The sequence below is a fragment of the Affinirhizobium capsici genome, assembly GCF_977018625.1.
Map to the genome: position 1 here is coordinate 136,014 of NZ_CDRNXD010000006.1, position 15,361 is coordinate 151,374.

Annotated in this window: 13 protein-coding genes and 1 pseudogene; 7 read left to right on the plus strand and 7 right to left on the minus strand. The window is 53.1% G+C overall.

Annotated elements, in window-relative coordinates; genetic code table 11:
• Positions 1-6: 6 nt before the first annotated feature.
• Positions 7-972 (minus strand): crotonase/enoyl-CoA hydratase family protein, encoded by a 966-nt coding sequence (locus AC0JZ1_RS18085; RefSeq protein ID WP_471883831.1) that lies wholly within the window; start codon positions 970-972, stop codon positions 7-9.
• A 282-nt stretch (positions 973-1,254) separates the two neighbouring features.
• Here AC0JZ1_RS18085 and AC0JZ1_RS18090 point away from each other — a divergent pair, with 282 nt between their 5' ends.
• From AC0JZ1_RS18090 to AC0JZ1_RS18100, 3 genes are all read left to right on the plus strand, one after another.
• Positions 1,255-2,619 (plus strand): APC family permease, encoded by a 1,365-nt coding sequence (locus AC0JZ1_RS18090; RefSeq protein ID WP_471883832.1) that lies wholly within the window; start codon positions 1,255-1,257, stop codon positions 2,617-2,619.
• A gap of 264 nt (positions 2,620-2,883) precedes the next feature.
• Positions 2,884-3,285, plus strand: coding sequence for a hemin receptor (locus AC0JZ1_RS18095; RefSeq protein ID WP_471883833.1), 402 nt, complete (start codon positions 2,884-2,886; stop codon positions 3,283-3,285).
• Positions 3,286-3,671: 386 nt separating this feature from the next.
• Positions 3,672-4,433 carry an AAA family ATPase gene (locus AC0JZ1_RS18100; RefSeq protein ID WP_471883834.1) on the plus strand — a complete coding sequence of 254 codons (762 nt, stop codon included), beginning with the start codon at positions 3,672-3,674 and terminating at the stop codon, positions 4,431-4,433.
• Positions 4,434-4,594: 161 nt separating this feature from the next.
• On the opposite strand, the pseudogene AC0JZ1_RS18105 reads toward AC0JZ1_RS18100, so the two are convergent.
• The 3 genes and pseudogenes from AC0JZ1_RS18105 to AC0JZ1_RS18115 form a co-directional block, all read right to left on the minus strand.
• Positions 4,595-5,014, minus strand: a pseudogene (locus AC0JZ1_RS18105) (P1 family peptidase); the annotation flags it as partial.
• Between the two features lie 67 nt (positions 5,015-5,081).
• Positions 5,082-6,623, minus strand: coding sequence for an L-piperidine-6-carboxylate dehydrogenase (gene amaB, locus AC0JZ1_RS18110; RefSeq protein ID WP_471883835.1), 1,542 nt, complete (start codon positions 6,621-6,623; stop codon positions 5,082-5,084).
• A 43-nt stretch (positions 6,624-6,666) separates the two neighbouring features.
• A complete protein-coding gene (locus tag AC0JZ1_RS18115) occupies positions 6,667-7,950 on the minus strand; it encodes an NAD(P)/FAD-dependent oxidoreductase (protein WP_471883836.1) in 1,284 nt (427 codons plus the stop codon).
• A gap of 103 nt (positions 7,951-8,053) precedes the next feature.
• Here AC0JZ1_RS18115 and AC0JZ1_RS18120 point away from each other — a divergent pair, with 103 nt between their 5' ends.
• Together AC0JZ1_RS18120 and AC0JZ1_RS18125 are read left to right on the plus strand one after the other, a co-directional pair.
• The gene (locus tag AC0JZ1_RS18120) at positions 8,054-8,977 is read left to right on the plus strand and encodes a LysR family transcriptional regulator (protein WP_471883837.1); all 924 of its coding nucleotides are present in this window, start codon (positions 8,054-8,056) and stop codon (positions 8,975-8,977) included.
• 53 nt (positions 8,978-9,030) lie between these two features.
• Entirely contained in the window at positions 9,031-9,267 is a 237-nt protein-coding gene (locus tag AC0JZ1_RS18125; RefSeq protein ID WP_471883838.1) for an Lrp/AsnC ligand binding domain-containing protein, read from the plus strand.
• Between the two features lie 164 nt (positions 9,268-9,431).
• Here the strand turns inward: AC0JZ1_RS18125 and AC0JZ1_RS18130 are convergent, their stop codons facing one another.
• Together AC0JZ1_RS18130 and AC0JZ1_RS18135 are read right to left on the minus strand one after the other, a co-directional pair.
• Positions 9,432-9,632: a hypothetical protein gene (locus AC0JZ1_RS18130; protein WP_471883839.1), complete on the minus strand. Its 201-nt coding sequence runs from the start codon at positions 9,630-9,632 to the stop codon at positions 9,432-9,434.
• Positions 9,633-9,992: 360 nt separating this feature from the next.
• Positions 9,993-12,578, minus strand: a complete 2,586-nt coding sequence (locus AC0JZ1_RS18135) for an aminotransferase class III-fold pyridoxal phosphate-dependent enzyme (protein WP_471883840.1) — start codon at positions 12,576-12,578, stop codon at positions 9,993-9,995.
• A gap of 278 nt (positions 12,579-12,856) precedes the next feature.
• On the opposite strand from AC0JZ1_RS18135, the gene AC0JZ1_RS18140 reads away from it, so the two are divergent.
• Both AC0JZ1_RS18140 and AC0JZ1_RS18145 read left to right on the plus strand, forming a co-directional pair.
• A complete protein-coding gene (locus AC0JZ1_RS18140; protein WP_471883841.1) occupies positions 12,857-13,696 on the plus strand; it encodes a D-alanyl-D-alanine carboxypeptidase family protein in 840 nt (279 codons plus the stop codon).
• A 9-nt stretch (positions 13,697-13,705) separates the two neighbouring features.
• Complete coding sequence (locus tag AC0JZ1_RS18145) at positions 13,706-14,233, plus strand: peroxiredoxin (protein ID WP_471883842.1); 528 nt, start codon at positions 13,706-13,708, stop codon at positions 14,231-14,233.
• Here the strand turns inward: AC0JZ1_RS18145 and glf are convergent, their stop codons facing one another.
• Positions 14,234-15,361, minus strand: coding sequence for a UDP-galactopyranose mutase (gene glf, locus AC0JZ1_RS18150; protein WP_471883843.1), 1,128 nt, complete (start codon positions 15,359-15,361; stop codon positions 14,234-14,236). It lies immediately after the preceding gene.

The following is a 15,361-nucleotide window of genomic DNA, read 5'->3' on the forward strand; positions in this document are numbered from 1 at the left end:
AAAGCCTCAGGTCAAACCGATACGTTTTGCCTGAGCAGACCGCAGGCGTTCAATGCGGCGAAGATCCTGCTCATCGAGATTCATGGCAGCATCGACCCAAAGATCTACGATATCGCGCAGTTCCTCGTAAGTGAGGCCATTCACGCGGCGGCGCACATCACGAATGGTGCGGTGAATGGCGTGCTTCTTGGTGTTGCGCGCAATGTAATCACGCACGCCATCCTCGCCCTTGCCATCTTCCACCACAACATCGACAAGACCCATCTCGTGCAGTTCGTCGGCCGTGTAGACCTTGCCGCTCATGATCATCCGTGTCGCACGGGCAGGATCGAGCTTGCGGGAAAGGAAGCTGTAGGCTCCCATACCGGGGAAAAGATTGAACAGGATTTCTGGCAGGCCGAACTTGGCAGAGCGTTCTGCGATAATAACATCGGAGGAGAGCGCGACCTCGAAGCCACCACCCAATGCATCACCCTGAACCAGCGAAATGAGGATGATGGGAAGCCCAAGGCTGCTGGAGCAGGAATACATCAGTTCGATGCAATCATGTGCATAGCGGCGCAGACGTTCGCGGTCCCGTGACCGGATATGCTGCGAGAAATAGCCAAGATCACCTCCCAGATTGTAAATGCCGGGAAGTGCTGACCCGCTGATCAGGTAGAGCAGCTTTTGATCTTGGGGGGTGCGGTGGTAGACAGATTGGATGGTGTTTCTAAAATCGATGAGATCCGCCAAAAGGGCCGGCGTAAAGCTCGGTGCCGTTTCTGGCTTCATGTAGTACCAGAGTGTGCGAAGTGCGGGATCCATCCGCGTTTCAAGATTGTCCCACTGCTTTATGCTGAAGCCCAGCTCCGGCGGTAGGTCAGTGCTCGCAGGGAGAGAGCGGGTTTGTTGATCGGACCCCATAGCTATCGGAGCGGTGCCCTTCATTGCCTGAAAGACCATCCGCTCGTAGTCCGTCACTTCCGTCATCTGCGACATCCTCTTTAATCGATTGCCGACACACTATCAGAGTAAACGTGCTTTCGCAGGTGCGATATTAACTTTTGGTTAACCACCTTGGTTAATGAGTATTCGCCAAATAGTTGTTATTGCAATCGTATTAGACGAATTTTTAGTGTAAACCCCGCAAGCTATTGGATTTGATGCTTTAATTCGAATTTTCTTGAGGTGACTTCATTCGCTTCCTCACGCTGTCAAAGGAACCAGTTTGAGTATCCATGCGTTGTCGCGTCATGACGCGTGGGAGGGAACATGCAAGAAAATCAAATGGCTGAGCATTTGGGAGAGAAGCACGAATTAAAGCGGGTCATGGGCCCGGGCCTCCTACTGCTCTTTATCGTTGGCGATATTCTGGGAACAGGCATCTATGCACTCACCGGACAGGTGGCAGCACAAGTGGGCGGAATGGTGTGGCTGCCGTTTCTGGTTGCCTTTGCCGTGGCGCTGCTTACAGCCTTCAGCTATCTGGAACTGGTTACCAAATATCCGAAAGCTGCCGGAGCTGCCCTTTATACGCATAAGGCGTTTGGTATCCATTTTCTAACCTTCCTGATTGCTTTCGCGGTTATGTCGTCGGGCATCACCTCCGCTTCTACAGCGTCCCGCGCTTTTGCAGCCAACTTTGCCGCGACGACAGGTCTGCCTTCCGGCGGGCTGATCGTCACCTTGATCGCTCTTGGCTTCATTGCGCTGGTGGCCGCGGTGAATTTTCGAGGTGTTGGAGAAAGCGTCCGGGTTAACGTGCTGCTGACGCTGGTGGAACTCTCCGGCCTGCTACTGATCATCGGTGTCGGTTGTTGGGCGATTTTCGGCGGTCAGGGCGATGTTTCGCGCGCCTTCACCTTTGGAGCAGCGCCAGAGCAAGGAGTGTTCTGGCCAGTCATCGCAGCCACTACGCTGGCATTTTTCGCGATGGTAGGCTTTGAAGATTCCGTCAACATGGCTGAGGAATGCAAGGAGCCAAGCCGGATTTTCCCGAAGGTGCTATTGGCAGGACTTATCATTACCGGCGTTATCTATGTTCTCGTCGCCATTTCCGCTATCACTCTTGTTCCCGCCAATGAACTTGGTGAGGGCGATACACCGCTCCTCAAGGTTATCCAGGCGGGTGCACCGGATTTTCCTGTCGGCATCTTCGGTATTATCACCATGTTCGCGGTCGCAAACTCTGCCCTGATCAACATGATGATGGCCAGCCGCCTGATATATGGAATGGCGCAAGAAAAGGTTTTGCCGGCTGCTCTAGGACGCGTTCATGCCAAACGTAAAACGCCCTATATCGCCATTGTCTTCACGACACTCATTGCGATGGCGCTGATCGGTTTTGTGGGCGCTGTGCCAGCCTTGGGCGGCACAACGGCGCTGTTGCTGCTATGCGTTTTCGCGGTGGTCAATGTGGCTGTTCTGGTTCTGAGAAAAGACAAGGTTGAGCATAAGCATTTCCGCACACCAACCGTAGTGCCCGTTCTCGGTGCGGTCACCTGTATCTTCCTCGCTGGTCCCTGGACGGGTCGCGACCCGGTTCAATATGCCATTGCCGGCATTCTGCTCGCGCTCGGTATTGTGCTCTGGTTCGTAACCGTTAGGGTCATGAAGGCTGTTGCTCAACCAGCATAGACGCCGACTTATGATCAGGCGTGGCGATCTCGCCACGCCTTCTGCGCACCTTGATAAGGCAGGCGGCTGACTCGTGAAGGCTTTCACGGCAACAAGCGGTACAACCTTGGGACGCTTTGCGGTGACCGCATTTACAGAGCCAAGGCCGCCTTTGAACGTAGCCGTGGTCGCAGCCCTCAGCGTTCCAGCAGGGAAATTCGCGCTTGATTGCAGGTGAGAAGACTTGATAACCCGTATCTCACGATAGGAAAGGAGAAATACGTTATGTACGAGAAGGAAATTGGAAAAGATGGTTTTCCTCTCATTGGGCCGCACGAAGACATCGAGCTTGAACTCATGCTAAAAGGCCTCAAGCCAATGGCCACTTTCTCGGTGGAGCCTGACATGGACCCGCATTACACAGGTGAGGCGTTTGAGCCTTATGTTGAACAGGGGCTTTTCGTAAAATTTACCTCAGAAGCCTTACCGCCTGTGTTGGAAAAACGATGGTATTGCCTGAAAGGCCACGAATGGCGAGGTAAACTCGCAAAATTCCTATATCAGCAACTTACATCGGATAATCTGCCACCTATTTTCGAGCCTACTGATCTTCATCAAATAGATGGATTTCTTTTAGGATATCCAGAAGAATGCATAGAACGTTTTGTGAAAAAAATTGCGCGATGATGCCTTCTAAAAGCCTCAAAAAAGACATTTTCCGTAGGGAGCTTTAACTGTCAACATATATGAATTTGGAAGTAGTTATGAAAAAGATATTTGTAAGTATAATATTGATTTCTTCAGTCTTAATAATGCAGCATGAAGCCTTTGCTGCCAGAAAATCGAGAGGGGAAAGTTGTAGCCTATGCGGCGCTCGAGGGCAAACAGGTTCGATAAGAGATGTAGATACAGGACGTGCCGTCTGCGACGATTGCTCTAGTAAAAATGGTGGAAAATCTTGGAATGAAGATAAAGGGCACTACACGTCTCCTAAAGACATGTAAAATATTATAATGTTGTGACTTAACTATAGAAGTTGGTGCACATTGTGCCAACTTTTTTGTGAGTGTGATATGATCTACCTGAAATCCGTTTATCGTCGCTCGGATCAAGATTTGCCAGAAAAATATCCATTTAATGTGGGAAGTATAAAATCCACACATAAAATAATATTCGAAGAGTCTATTACGTTTTTTACTGGAGAGAACGGTACAGGAAAATCAACAATGCTTGCAACGATCGCTGCTGGAATGGAAGCTTATGCCGTTGGTTTTTCAGGTCATATATCAAGTGATTTATATTTAAATCACGCTAACAATTTATCCAAATTTTACTATTTTTCGCGCATTAAAAAGCCTAATATCAAGATGTATATGCGGGCAGAGGATGCGCTAGGTTACATACGCGCCACTAACGAAGAGCGACTAAGAGAAACACAGTTCAAAAGACACGAAGAGTTATCTGAAATAAATGAAAAAATTGAATATACATCGATAATTAATTCAAACGAACTGAACAATAAATCGCATGGGGAATATTTTTTAGAAATACTTGATAAAAAGACGCGTGGCACAGGTATTTATTTTTTAGATGAACCTGAAAGTCCCCTTTCTGTTTATAATCAAATTAAGTTAGCGTCGTTTATAAAAGAAAAATCGGAAAATGGTGCGCAGTTTATAATATCTACGCACTCGCCTATATTATTAGGCATGCCAGGCTCGACTATATATGAATTTACAGATCATGAAATTAGTGAAAAAAAATTTGATAATTTGAGAAGTGTCGCTCTCCTAAGAAGATATCTTGAAGATCCAAAGAAGTATTTATCGATCTAATTTGGAAAATATAAATTGTTACCCGTTAAATCGTTGATTAATATTGTTTAAATATTATGCATGCTGATAGGCGCATCGGTTCCCGGCATGCATATCTTCTTTAGGGCATCCGAGGTCAGCAGTTCTGCACCGAGCTGGCGGCAGGTGGTGCGCCACACTACGATGGCGTAATCGCCGAGGAAGCGGTAAGGGGTGCTGCCGCAAGGCGAGTGGGGACTCCAATCCTTCCCGCCACCATTGAGAAGATCCATCAGAATGGCCTGCGGCACGATTGGCACTCGTGCGGAGCCAACGTGAAGCCCACGCCCTATCTCCCGCAAGCCCGTCTGAACGCCGCCTGCTGCATCCAGTCCAAAGGCCGAGCCACCAGAAAGCACCAGTGCATCTACCGTGCTGACTGTCATGGAAGGATCAAGAAGAGCGGTATCCCGCCCGCCGGGCGCACCGCCCAGAACAATGCCGGACGCGATAGGCGGCTCATCGAATACCACGACTGTCACGCCGGACCCGAGAGAAAGATCGGTCGCGTGGCCGACGCTGAGACCGTCAATATCGGTCAGGAGATTCATGCCGGAGGTCATCGCGCTATCCTTGCAGGCTGAACGTTAAGGTGCAGCCTACAAGGATCGTTTAATTATGAAAGCCTGATCAGGCGATATCGAACTTCACGCCCTGTGCAAGCGGTAAGGTGCGTCCGTAGTTCACGGTGTTGGTGGCGCGGCGCATATAGGCCTTCCATGAGTCTGAGCCGGATTCACGCCCGCCACCGGTTTCTTTTTCGCCGCCGAATGCACCGCCGATTTCAGCGCCAGATGGGCCGATATTGACGTTGGCGATACCGCAATCGGAGCCGCGATCCGAAACGAAGGTTTCTGCTTCCCGGATATCGTTCGTGAAGATGGACGACGAAAGGCCCTGCGGCACACCATTGTGCAGATCAAGCACGGCATCGAAATCGCTGTATTTGATGACATAGAGGATGGGTGCGAAGGTTTCTTCCACCACAGGTCCACTTTGCGACGGCATTTCCACGATGGCCGGACGAACATAATAGGCATCGGCTGCCTGATCTTCCAGCACGCGCTCACCGCCTGTCACCTGTCCACCCTCGGCCTTTGCAGCGGAAAGCGCCTTCTGCATGCGCTCGAAGGATGCCTTGTCGATCAGCGGGCCGACGAGGTTGCCGTCGACCATGGGGTTGCCGATCGTGACAGACTGATAGGCTTTCTGAAGACGCGGCACGAGCTTGTCATAAACGCTTTCATGCACGAAAAGGCGGCGAAGAGTGGTGCAGCGTTGGCCGGCTGTTCCCATGGCTGAGAAGGCAACGCCTCGCAGCGTCAGATCCAGATCAGCCGTTGGCGTTACTATGGCCGCATTGTTGCCGCCAAGTTCAAGAATGGCGCGAGCAAAACGCTGAGCAAGGCGCGGACCGACGGCACGGCCCATGGCTGTGGAGCCTGTAGCGGAAACCAATGGCACTTTTGGATGGTCCACCATGACTTCACCCATGTCACGACCACCAATGATCAGCGTCGAGAGGTTCTTCGGTGCGGTGCCGCCTTCTGCGATGTAGCGCTTCAACGCCTTCTCAAAGATCGCCTGCGTTGCAAGAGCAGTGAGAGGTGTTTTTTCCGATGGCTTCCAAACAGTCGCGTTGCCGCAGACCAATGCAAGTGCTGCATTCCACGACCAAACAGCCACAGGGAAGTTGAAGGCAGAAATAATGCCGACAACACCAAGTGGATGCCAGGTTTCCATCATGCGGTGCTCGGAGCGTTCTGTCGCGATGGTAAGGCCGTAAAGCTGACGAGAAAGACCAACTGCGAAATCGCAAATGTCGATCATTTCCTGCACTTCACCGAGACCTTCAGAGGTAATCTTGCCGACCTCGATGGACACCAGACGTCCAAGATCAGCCTTGGCTGCCCTCAGCTCTTCACCCAGAAGCCGAATGAGTTCGCCACGCTTTGGAGCGGGCACGAGACGCCATTCCAGAAAGGCCTGGTGAGCGGCGTCAATTGCCTGCTTGGTACCTGCAGCATCCATTTCCGGTAGCTTGCCCAGTTCTTCCCCCGAGATGGGAGAGCGAACTGTTAGCGAGCCGCCGCGATAGGCAGAGTTTTCCACGCCAAGGCGGGCAAGAATGGCATCCGCTTCAGCGGCAAGGTTCAGATTTGCGAGGCTCATCGTGGTCCTTCTCATCTCTTAAATGTGCTATGGTGTTCGATATTCAGAAGCGATCGCCGCCCAAGTGCGCGATTTGTGCGCCCAGTTCGTAATAGGCTTCCTTCAATCGGCGAAGCGGTGGCTCCTTTGGGTCGGTGATCGGCAACGGCAGTACCGCTTCATCGATTTGGCCTGTAACGAGCTCTGCCAGGACCTTTCCAAAGACGGTACCCGGTGAAATTCCCCGCCCGTTATAGCCCGAAAATCCAAGCACGCGATCTGCAAATTTATGGAAGCGGGGCAGGGCATTATTCGTCATGCCGATCTGGCCATACCATTCTGCTTCGAAGGTAATATCCTGCAGTTGCGGGAAGATGCGCGCCAAGGCGCGCTGTGCCCAGGCTTTGTGGATCGCAGTTCCCGTTCCGCGCAATGCGCCAACGGACCCGAAAACGAGACGACCTCTTGCATCCATCCGAAAGGACGACAGGATTTCCCTGGTATCCCAACAACCTTCACGTTGAGGCAGTATGGAGCGTCGCAGATTATCGGAGAGCGGTGTCGTCGCAAGGTTGAAGTAGGGCAGATAGACCTGCTCTCGCCGTACAGTCTCAAAGGGCCCAGTCGTATAGGCATCGGTTGCGACCAGAACCCAATCGGCGGTCACGCTGCCCCTGCCGGTGGATACGACATGGCGTTTCTGCTTTTCCTGCCAGGCGATTACGGGACTTGATGTGTAGAGAACCGCACCAGCCCTTGCTGCAGCATGGGCAAGTCCGCGAACATAGGCAAGCGGCTGAAGCGTGCCTGCGCGCCGGTCGAGAAGAGCGCCACGATAGACTTTGGTGCCTATGCGCCGCTCAGTCTCTGCACTATCCAGCAGTTCCACCGCAGCGCCTCGCTTCTGCCATTGGCGGGCGCGTTCCTCGATTTCTTTCAAACCCTCATCGCCCACAGCGCAATGCAGCGTTCCCGTCTGCGTCAACTCGCATTCGATGTTGTGGCGTTCAATGAGGTTCATAACCGTTCGTGGACCGTTGCCAAGGAGATCAAGAAGCCGCTCGCCGTGAACCTGGCCCAATTCTCCTGGCAGATCATCTGGCATGACCCACATGCCGGCATTGATCAGGCCAACATTGCGACCGGCCCCGCCAAAGCCAATTTCTTTAGCCTCTAGCAAAATGACGCTTCGTCCAGCTTCCGCCAGATGCAGTGCGGCGGAAAGGCCCGTATATCCACCGCCAATGATGACGACTTCAGCCGAATGATCGCCCGCCAAGTGCGTGGTAGCGGGTGCTGGCGGTGCTGTCTTTTCCCAAAGACCATGAGAGCGTGGATCATCAAGCATGTCAGCCATCCAGAAGGAGTGAGAAATCCATCTTTACAGAGCGGGTGATGCAGTAGATATCGAATTCTTCTCAACAGTTCATTCTATCAGGGAATGACATCTCATGTTGCCACCTCGCCGTTTCCTTCCCTCCTTCTCTCTCTTGGCTGCCTTTGAGGCGGCAGCGCGCACGGGAAGCGTGACGGCTGCGGCAAAAGAGCTAGGGCTGACGCAAAGTGCGGTGAGCCGCCAGATCGCAGCCCTTGAGCGTCAGCTGGGCGTCGCGCTCTTCCTGCGGCAGCGGCAAACAATACGGCTGACTATCGCAGGTGATACCTATGCGAGAGAAGTCAGGGAGGCGCTGCGCCGTATTTCCAATGCGTCTCTCAACCTTCGCGCAAATCCTGCTGGTGGCACGCTGAACCTTGCAATTTTGCCCTTCTTCGGCTCCCGCTGGCTGACACCACGAATGCCGCGCTTTATAGCCGATCATCCAGGCATCGTCGTTAACCTGATTACGCGGCTGGAGCCGTTCGACTTTCGCTTCGACACGTTGGATGCGGCCATTCACTTCGGTGCTCCCCGTTGGCCCGGTGCAGCCTTGACCTTCCTGCTGGAGGAGCAAGCCATTGCGGTTTGCAGCCCGGATTTCGCTTCCCGTCACAAGGTCATGCGTGATGAAGATGTGTTGGCGCTGCCCTTGCTTCATCTCAACACGCGGCCCGATGCCTGGGAAGCTTGGTTCAAGATGCGTCAGATCGAGTTCGATGCATTGCATGGAATGCTGTTTGACCAGTTTATGACGATGCTTGAAGCAGCCATTGCAGGAATGGGTGTAGCCCTTCTTCCCAGCTTTCTGATCGAACGGGAACTCAGCACCGGGACACTGGTGCCCGTCGTGCCAAGCGCCACTATGGATAGCGGACGATATTTTCTTGCCTATCCGCCAGAGAGAGCTTCCTACCCGCCCCTTGCCGTGTTTCGCGACTGGTTGCTGCACGAGATTGGTTCGCAACGGGTTGCGCCGAACCACGGCTTCGGCCAATAGTCAGGCTCATGTTCATCATCGGCCGCGCTTGCGGCCCTGCTGCGGGAAGTGCCATGAAGCCGATTTTCGTCCAGCTGCGTTGTGCGCCTGGAAAAACCTATGAAGTGGCAGATGCCATTTACAAGACCGAGCTGGTCTCAGAACTCTATTCCACTAGTGGCGATTGGGACCTTCTCCTCAAGATCTATATCGCAGAAGGGGAGGAGATTGGTAAATTTGTGAATGAGAAGATTGCGTCCATTCCCGGTATTGAACGGTCCCTCACGACGCTGACATTTACCGCCTTCTGAAGCATGTTGCGCAAAAGTGTTCAGCGGTTTTGCGATAACAACATGCGGAAATACAAAAAGTTAAAGCACGCTGCATGAGGCTGATAAGCCGTAACGTGCTTCAGCAATAAAAAGCCGCCCGCTGCAGATGCAGGAGCGGCTTAAATATCTAAATCGCACATAGATTAAGCGACTGCTCGACGTTCTGGCAGGCCTTGGCCGCGAACGTGGTTGCGGATCGCAAGACGCACCTCATCGGCGGATGCAAAACGTTGTTCATCCAGATCGATGACGTGAAACTTCACGGCAATAAATTTCAACCGATCGTTGTCGGGAACAACGATACCAACGGGCTCGCCGCCATATTCAATAACCTGCTTTTGCATGGTCATACTCCTAGTGTGGCTGCGTGACGCAGCGATGACGAATTTGACTTTTTCAGATCACTGTGGGGGTGAAGGTCACATTCGACAGCGTGGGGTGGAGAAATCGCCCACGCGTTTCACATCATGCGCGCAGCCAAGAAGAGCATTGCGGATCAGGTGCATCATAATCACTCTCCCTCATAAAGTTGCGCTTCTCCGGACAGAACCGCCAAGGCTCGTCTCAGGTAAGATGACCATAAGCGAGTCGTAGCTGAAGTTCAATCGGATTCGTGTTTACCTAGATTTTTTTTCTGTTTGATGACAGGATTGCGGCAGCGATGTGAAAAATTGTTCGCATTGCTGCCGCCAATCGGGCAGCGGCTAGATAGGTCTGGCGTCTTCCGCAGACAAGGGATCTGTCATCCCATTTGACGAAATCGTGAGGCTCTGTGTCTCCGATCGCAACACGTCCTCCTCTTGCTCATTCTCGCCTAGAGGGAAGAGCCGGGAAAGCGACAGGATGAGATGTTCAATTGCTTCCGGCGAGATGCACAAGGGTGCGGTGATAGAGATCTTGTCTTTGGCGATAGGAGGAGCCAGCAGAATCGACCGTCTTTCCAATGCTTCGACAACCGCTTGGGCATCAACTTCTGCAAGTTGTAAATCCACCGACAGCCCTCTGCCGCGAATATCTACGATCGCAGGGTGCTTCGTCTTCAGATCTGCAAGGTGCGTCTGGAGCATTTCTCCCATTTGTGTTGCATGTTCTCGTAAAGATGTATCTTCCAGCGCATCGAGAACCGTGAGGCCCATTCGGCAACCAACTGTGCTGGCGTCAGGTTGCGGCAGTTCCAGCCCTTCCGGCAGTACGTTCCGGCTGAGAATAACAGCAGCCAACCGTTCCTGTGGAACAGGCGAGCCAGTGACCACGATGTCCGGAACGGTTTCTTCGTTTTGGAAGCTCCAGAAATTCTGGCCACTGCGCCAGAAACCTGATCGTCGCTCATCCGCGATAATGGCACCCTCCTCCTGATCGAAAAGGCGATCAGCCAGTTGCCGTGCGATTTCCATCGCTTGAACTTCATCGGTGAGGGCAATGATCGTATCCAGATGGCCCGGCATATCTTGTAGCAAGGCTGCCTGATATTCCCGCTCTAGACCCGTGCCTGGAATGCCGCCAAGAAGAAGCCATTGGCGATAGGCGGAGCTTGCTATTTCCGTGTGGCCATAGCCTAGAAGTCCGGGACCCCCGGTCAAATCGACATAACGCCTGCCATGGGCATCATAAAGATATTCCTTCCAGCCCCTGACAAATTCCCTGCTCTCTTCGCTCGGAGCATCGACATCCAGCCCAAGAATTGCAGAGGGAGAGATGACGATACGTTCCCACAAACCTGCTTTATTTGCGTTGGTAAATAGAGGTGGATCGATTTCCGCATGGCGCGAAAGCCGGATGCGCAAGCCTCCTACTGACCCTTCGGCACCTGCCACGCAACCAATTCTATCGCCCGGAAACAGCATGGTGCCTTCTGCCAGCACGGTTTCCACGCCTTCCAGATAGACGGTTGCGTCCTTGGATGTGAGGATGAGTGGTCCACTCACCTGGCTCACGGTGCCGCCAAAGGGAGCTGCGACAGTAACCCCTGCCGGCAAGCAAAAATCCACGTGAAGTGCAAGGTTTTCAGTCTCTTCGCTTCCGCCACGCGACAGGCGATGTTCGCCAAAGCGGGTAGCTCCCATCTTGGTATCCCAGGCAATACGCGCCAGAAGTCGCCAATCTATCTCTGCATCGTTCCAGTTACCCTCTGCAAAAAGTGGGCTGGATGGCGAAAGATCGACCAGCCGCACATCGTCTAGATCAATCTCCGGCAAAAGCTTTGAGAACTCCGGCACGGGCGGAAGCGGCCAATCCAGCGCTTCATGAATTTGCGCCTCCACAAGGACGGGATCAGCAGCGGCCGCGATGTCAAACTGGTGGCGGGCAAGGCGAAGTTCTTGCGGATCGACGTCTCTTGCATCCAACTCCAGCTGTGCACGCTTCAGCGCGATGCGAGCAAGAGTTAGCGGCCATAGGGCTGAAAGCTCTGCTGCATTCAACGGAACTTCGGCGTGGAAGGCAGTGATAACCGGCAGTATGTCTGCAATTTCACCATATCCTGCTCCCAAAACATCGCCGCAAATGGCCGCAAGCGCGGCAACGATCCAACCCTCGCCCAGAGCATCGGGGTCGCTGAAACCGGTTGGCACCCAACCCTCGTCGGTCACGATGCCAACGAGACTATCCCCCACAGGATGATGGTGGATCAACTGCGAACGTAACTGTTCGCCAAGCGATTGCACCTTGCGCAACGCAACGACCGTGGCTTTGGCAATGGGATCGCGAACGGCTTGATCGCTCATCATGCGAAGGCACTGGACGACCTGGGGTCCAGCCTGACGAAGGTCCTCCTCCACCAAAAGAGGAACCGTAGGCTCATCAGAATTTTCGCGCTCATCTGCGGCAGAAAGATCTCGCACCAATTGCGCACCGAACGCGCCCAATCGTTGCAGCTCCTGTTTAGTCAATGTCTCCGCATCGGGCATGAGAACGCCGGGCGGCAAGGCAAAGAGCCGCGCAAAGGGTTGATCACCTTCGGCAAGCGTTCCATCGAATGCGATCAGTTCTGGCCCCTGCTGTGAGGCCAGAACTTCAGGCGCATCGACCCTCCCGACTGCGGAGCGAATGTGCTGCAGCAAATCCTGCTCATGGTGAAATCGACGCAGTTCTTCTGGCGTAGAGCCGAAATCCAATCTGCAAACGACCTCTTCATACCGCACGAAATAGCTTGGCGGCTCATCCCGATAGACGGAGATTTCACCGGCAAGGCCGTAATGTTCTGCTACGAATTCGTCTGCTTCTGGCCACACAGTCTCGTTAACGCGAGTGTCTGCGCTCTCAGGCGTAACGCCGGATTCGTTCTCAGCCATCGCATATCCCCCGGAAGGCCGTTGTTTTCAAAGGAGAATAGCGCGATTGGCCTCCGCGTCCATAGCTGAGTTATTGAGAAGCATCAATTCAAGGCAGAACGGTCCAACCTTATGGCTTGCTGCGGGGGCGGCGAGTGGATGTTAACTATGTTTTCACGTGAATCATTTTCTCAACCGCTGTGCAAAGCAATCGATTAGGTCGCTAGGTTCAATGGGAAAATTGTCGGATATGCCCTATTTCCTCTCCTCAAGAATAGGGGAAAGACCGGACCATCCCGATGACAAAACTTCTTTTGACGCTCAGCTTGTTTCTCATGATTGAAAATGCGTCGGCCTTTGCTGCTGAAGCGGAAATCGTGGTGGATGCCAACAACCATCGCGTTCTCGAGGCAAACAACGCCGACACGCGCATTCGCCCAGCTTCGTTGACCAAGATGATGACGTTGTATCTTGCATTCGAGGCCTTGGGCAAAGGCAGGCTGCAATGGGATGAACAGATACCGATCTCGAAAAACGCGGCAGGTACTGTTCCTTATAAACTTGGGATACCCGCGGGCGGAACGATCACCGTTAGAGAAGCGATTAATGGCATCATCGTTATTTCCGCTAACGATGCGGCTATTGCGCTTGGGGAACGTATCGGAAAGACGGAAAGAGGCTTTGCGGCCATGATGACAGCAAAGGCGCGTCAGTTAAACATGACCTCGACCACGTTTGCGACAGCAACCGGCTTGACCGCAGATGGCCAGTTCACCACGGCACGCGACATGGCTGTGCTTGGAATGGCTCTGATGCATCATTTCCCCCGCCAGTTTCCGATGTTTGCGATGCGAACCACAGTCTTTCGCGGCAAAGTTCTGAAAGGACATAACTATGTCTTGGACATGTATCCCGGCGCTGATGGCTTGAAGACCGGCTACACCAGCGCGTCCGGGTACAATCTGGTGACATCTGTGCAGAAAAACGGCCGCCGATATGTGGGTGTCGTGCTTGGTTATCCAACCGATAAGGCGCGTGACCGGGAAATGGTTGATCTTCTTAAGCGAAACCTGGATGGTCAGTCCGCTGTGGGTGCGGCGAACGCGCAGCGCCTGCAGGGTGCAGTGGGACTGTATTGAGGTTGATTCATGGATGTTCAGACGGAAGACATGGTTTTTCGGCTGCAGGGCCTGCGGTTGCCCTCAATCATATTGTCTACGACCAATGGGGAGACAGTTGATCTCTCCGCTCTGATGGGTATCAGCATTGTCTACATCTACCCTCGCACAAGCCCTGCGAAGGGCACAACATTGCCGGATTGGGACGTTATTCCCGGTGCAAGAGGATGCACTCCTCAGTCCTGCGTATTTCGCGATCACTTCGCCGAGCTTAAGGCCTTAGGAGTTCAAAGTCTTTTCGGTCTCTCGACCCAGGATACGGCTTATCAGCGTGAGGCCGCTGACCGGCTTCATCTGCCATTTCCTTTGCTGTCAGATGGTGATTTGAATTTCGCAAATGCTCTTGATCTGCCAACATTCAGGGCGGGGCAGGAAACGCTATTGCGGCGAATGACATTCATTATCGAGAATGGACGAATCCGGCACGTGTTCTATCCTATCGCTGAGCCGGAGCGAAATGCTGAAGAGGTCATGGCATGGCTGAGAAGCGGTGCCTAATCAGGCGCTTTTCAGCTGATTGTTGGCCAGGAATGCGCGAGCGTGATCGAGCGCTTCGCGAATTGTCACATCCATGTCAAGATAGCGATAGGTGCCGAGCCGTCCTACAAAGGTGACGCCAGCCTCCTTCCGCGCGCGCTCTTCATAGGCTGCCAGTTGTTCTTTTTCTTTCACCAGCCGGATGGGGTAGTAGGGGATATCGTCAGGTCCGCATTCCCGCGAGAACTCGCGATAGCAGACAGACTGCTGATGATGTTCCCATGGTGCGAAATGCTTATGCTCTGTAATGCGGGTGTAGGGAACAGCCGCGTCACCGTAGTTCATCACCGCACAGCCCTGGTAATCTCCATCATAGGTGAAACGTTCGAAATCGAGCGTGCGGTAGCCGAGCCGGCCAAATTCATGATTGAAATAGGCATCCAGCGGGCCGGAATAGAAGAGATGGGCATAGTCTTGCTTCCATTGCCGCTCAAACGGCGTGGAGAGGTGTACGGTGATGTTTTCATGATCGAAAATTTGCCCGATCATGGCCGTGTAGCCATCCTCAGGCATGCCCTGAAACGCATGGAAGAAGTAGTTATCATCATAATTGAAACGCACGGGCAGCCGCTTGAGGATCGATGCGGGCAAATCTTTGGGTGAACAACCCCACTGCTTCTCTGTGTAGCCTTTGAAGAAGGCCCCATAGAGTTCCGGCCCGACAAACCGCAGAGCTTGATCCTCGAAGCTGATGGGTTCCGTGATCGAGGTGTCAGCGCGGGATGCAATGAACTCTTTTGCTTCGTCCGGACTTAAGGTTTTACCGAAGAACTGGTTGATGGTGAGCAGATTAATGGGAAGGGAGTAGACTTTGCCCTGGCTCGTTGTCTTCACGCGGTTCTGATAGGGCAGAAAGCGTGCAAATCCGTTCACGTAGTTCCATACTTCGCGATCATTCGTATGGAAAATGTGCGGACCATGAACATGAATGAGAACGCCGGTTTCGGCATCGCGCTCAGTGTAGCAATTACCACCAATATGGTCTCGGCTTTCGAATACAGTGATGCGGTAGCCAGCATCTGCGAGTTCGCGTGCAATGACTGCGCCGGACAGCCCTGCTCCAGCAATCGCGATATTTTGAACTGTCAT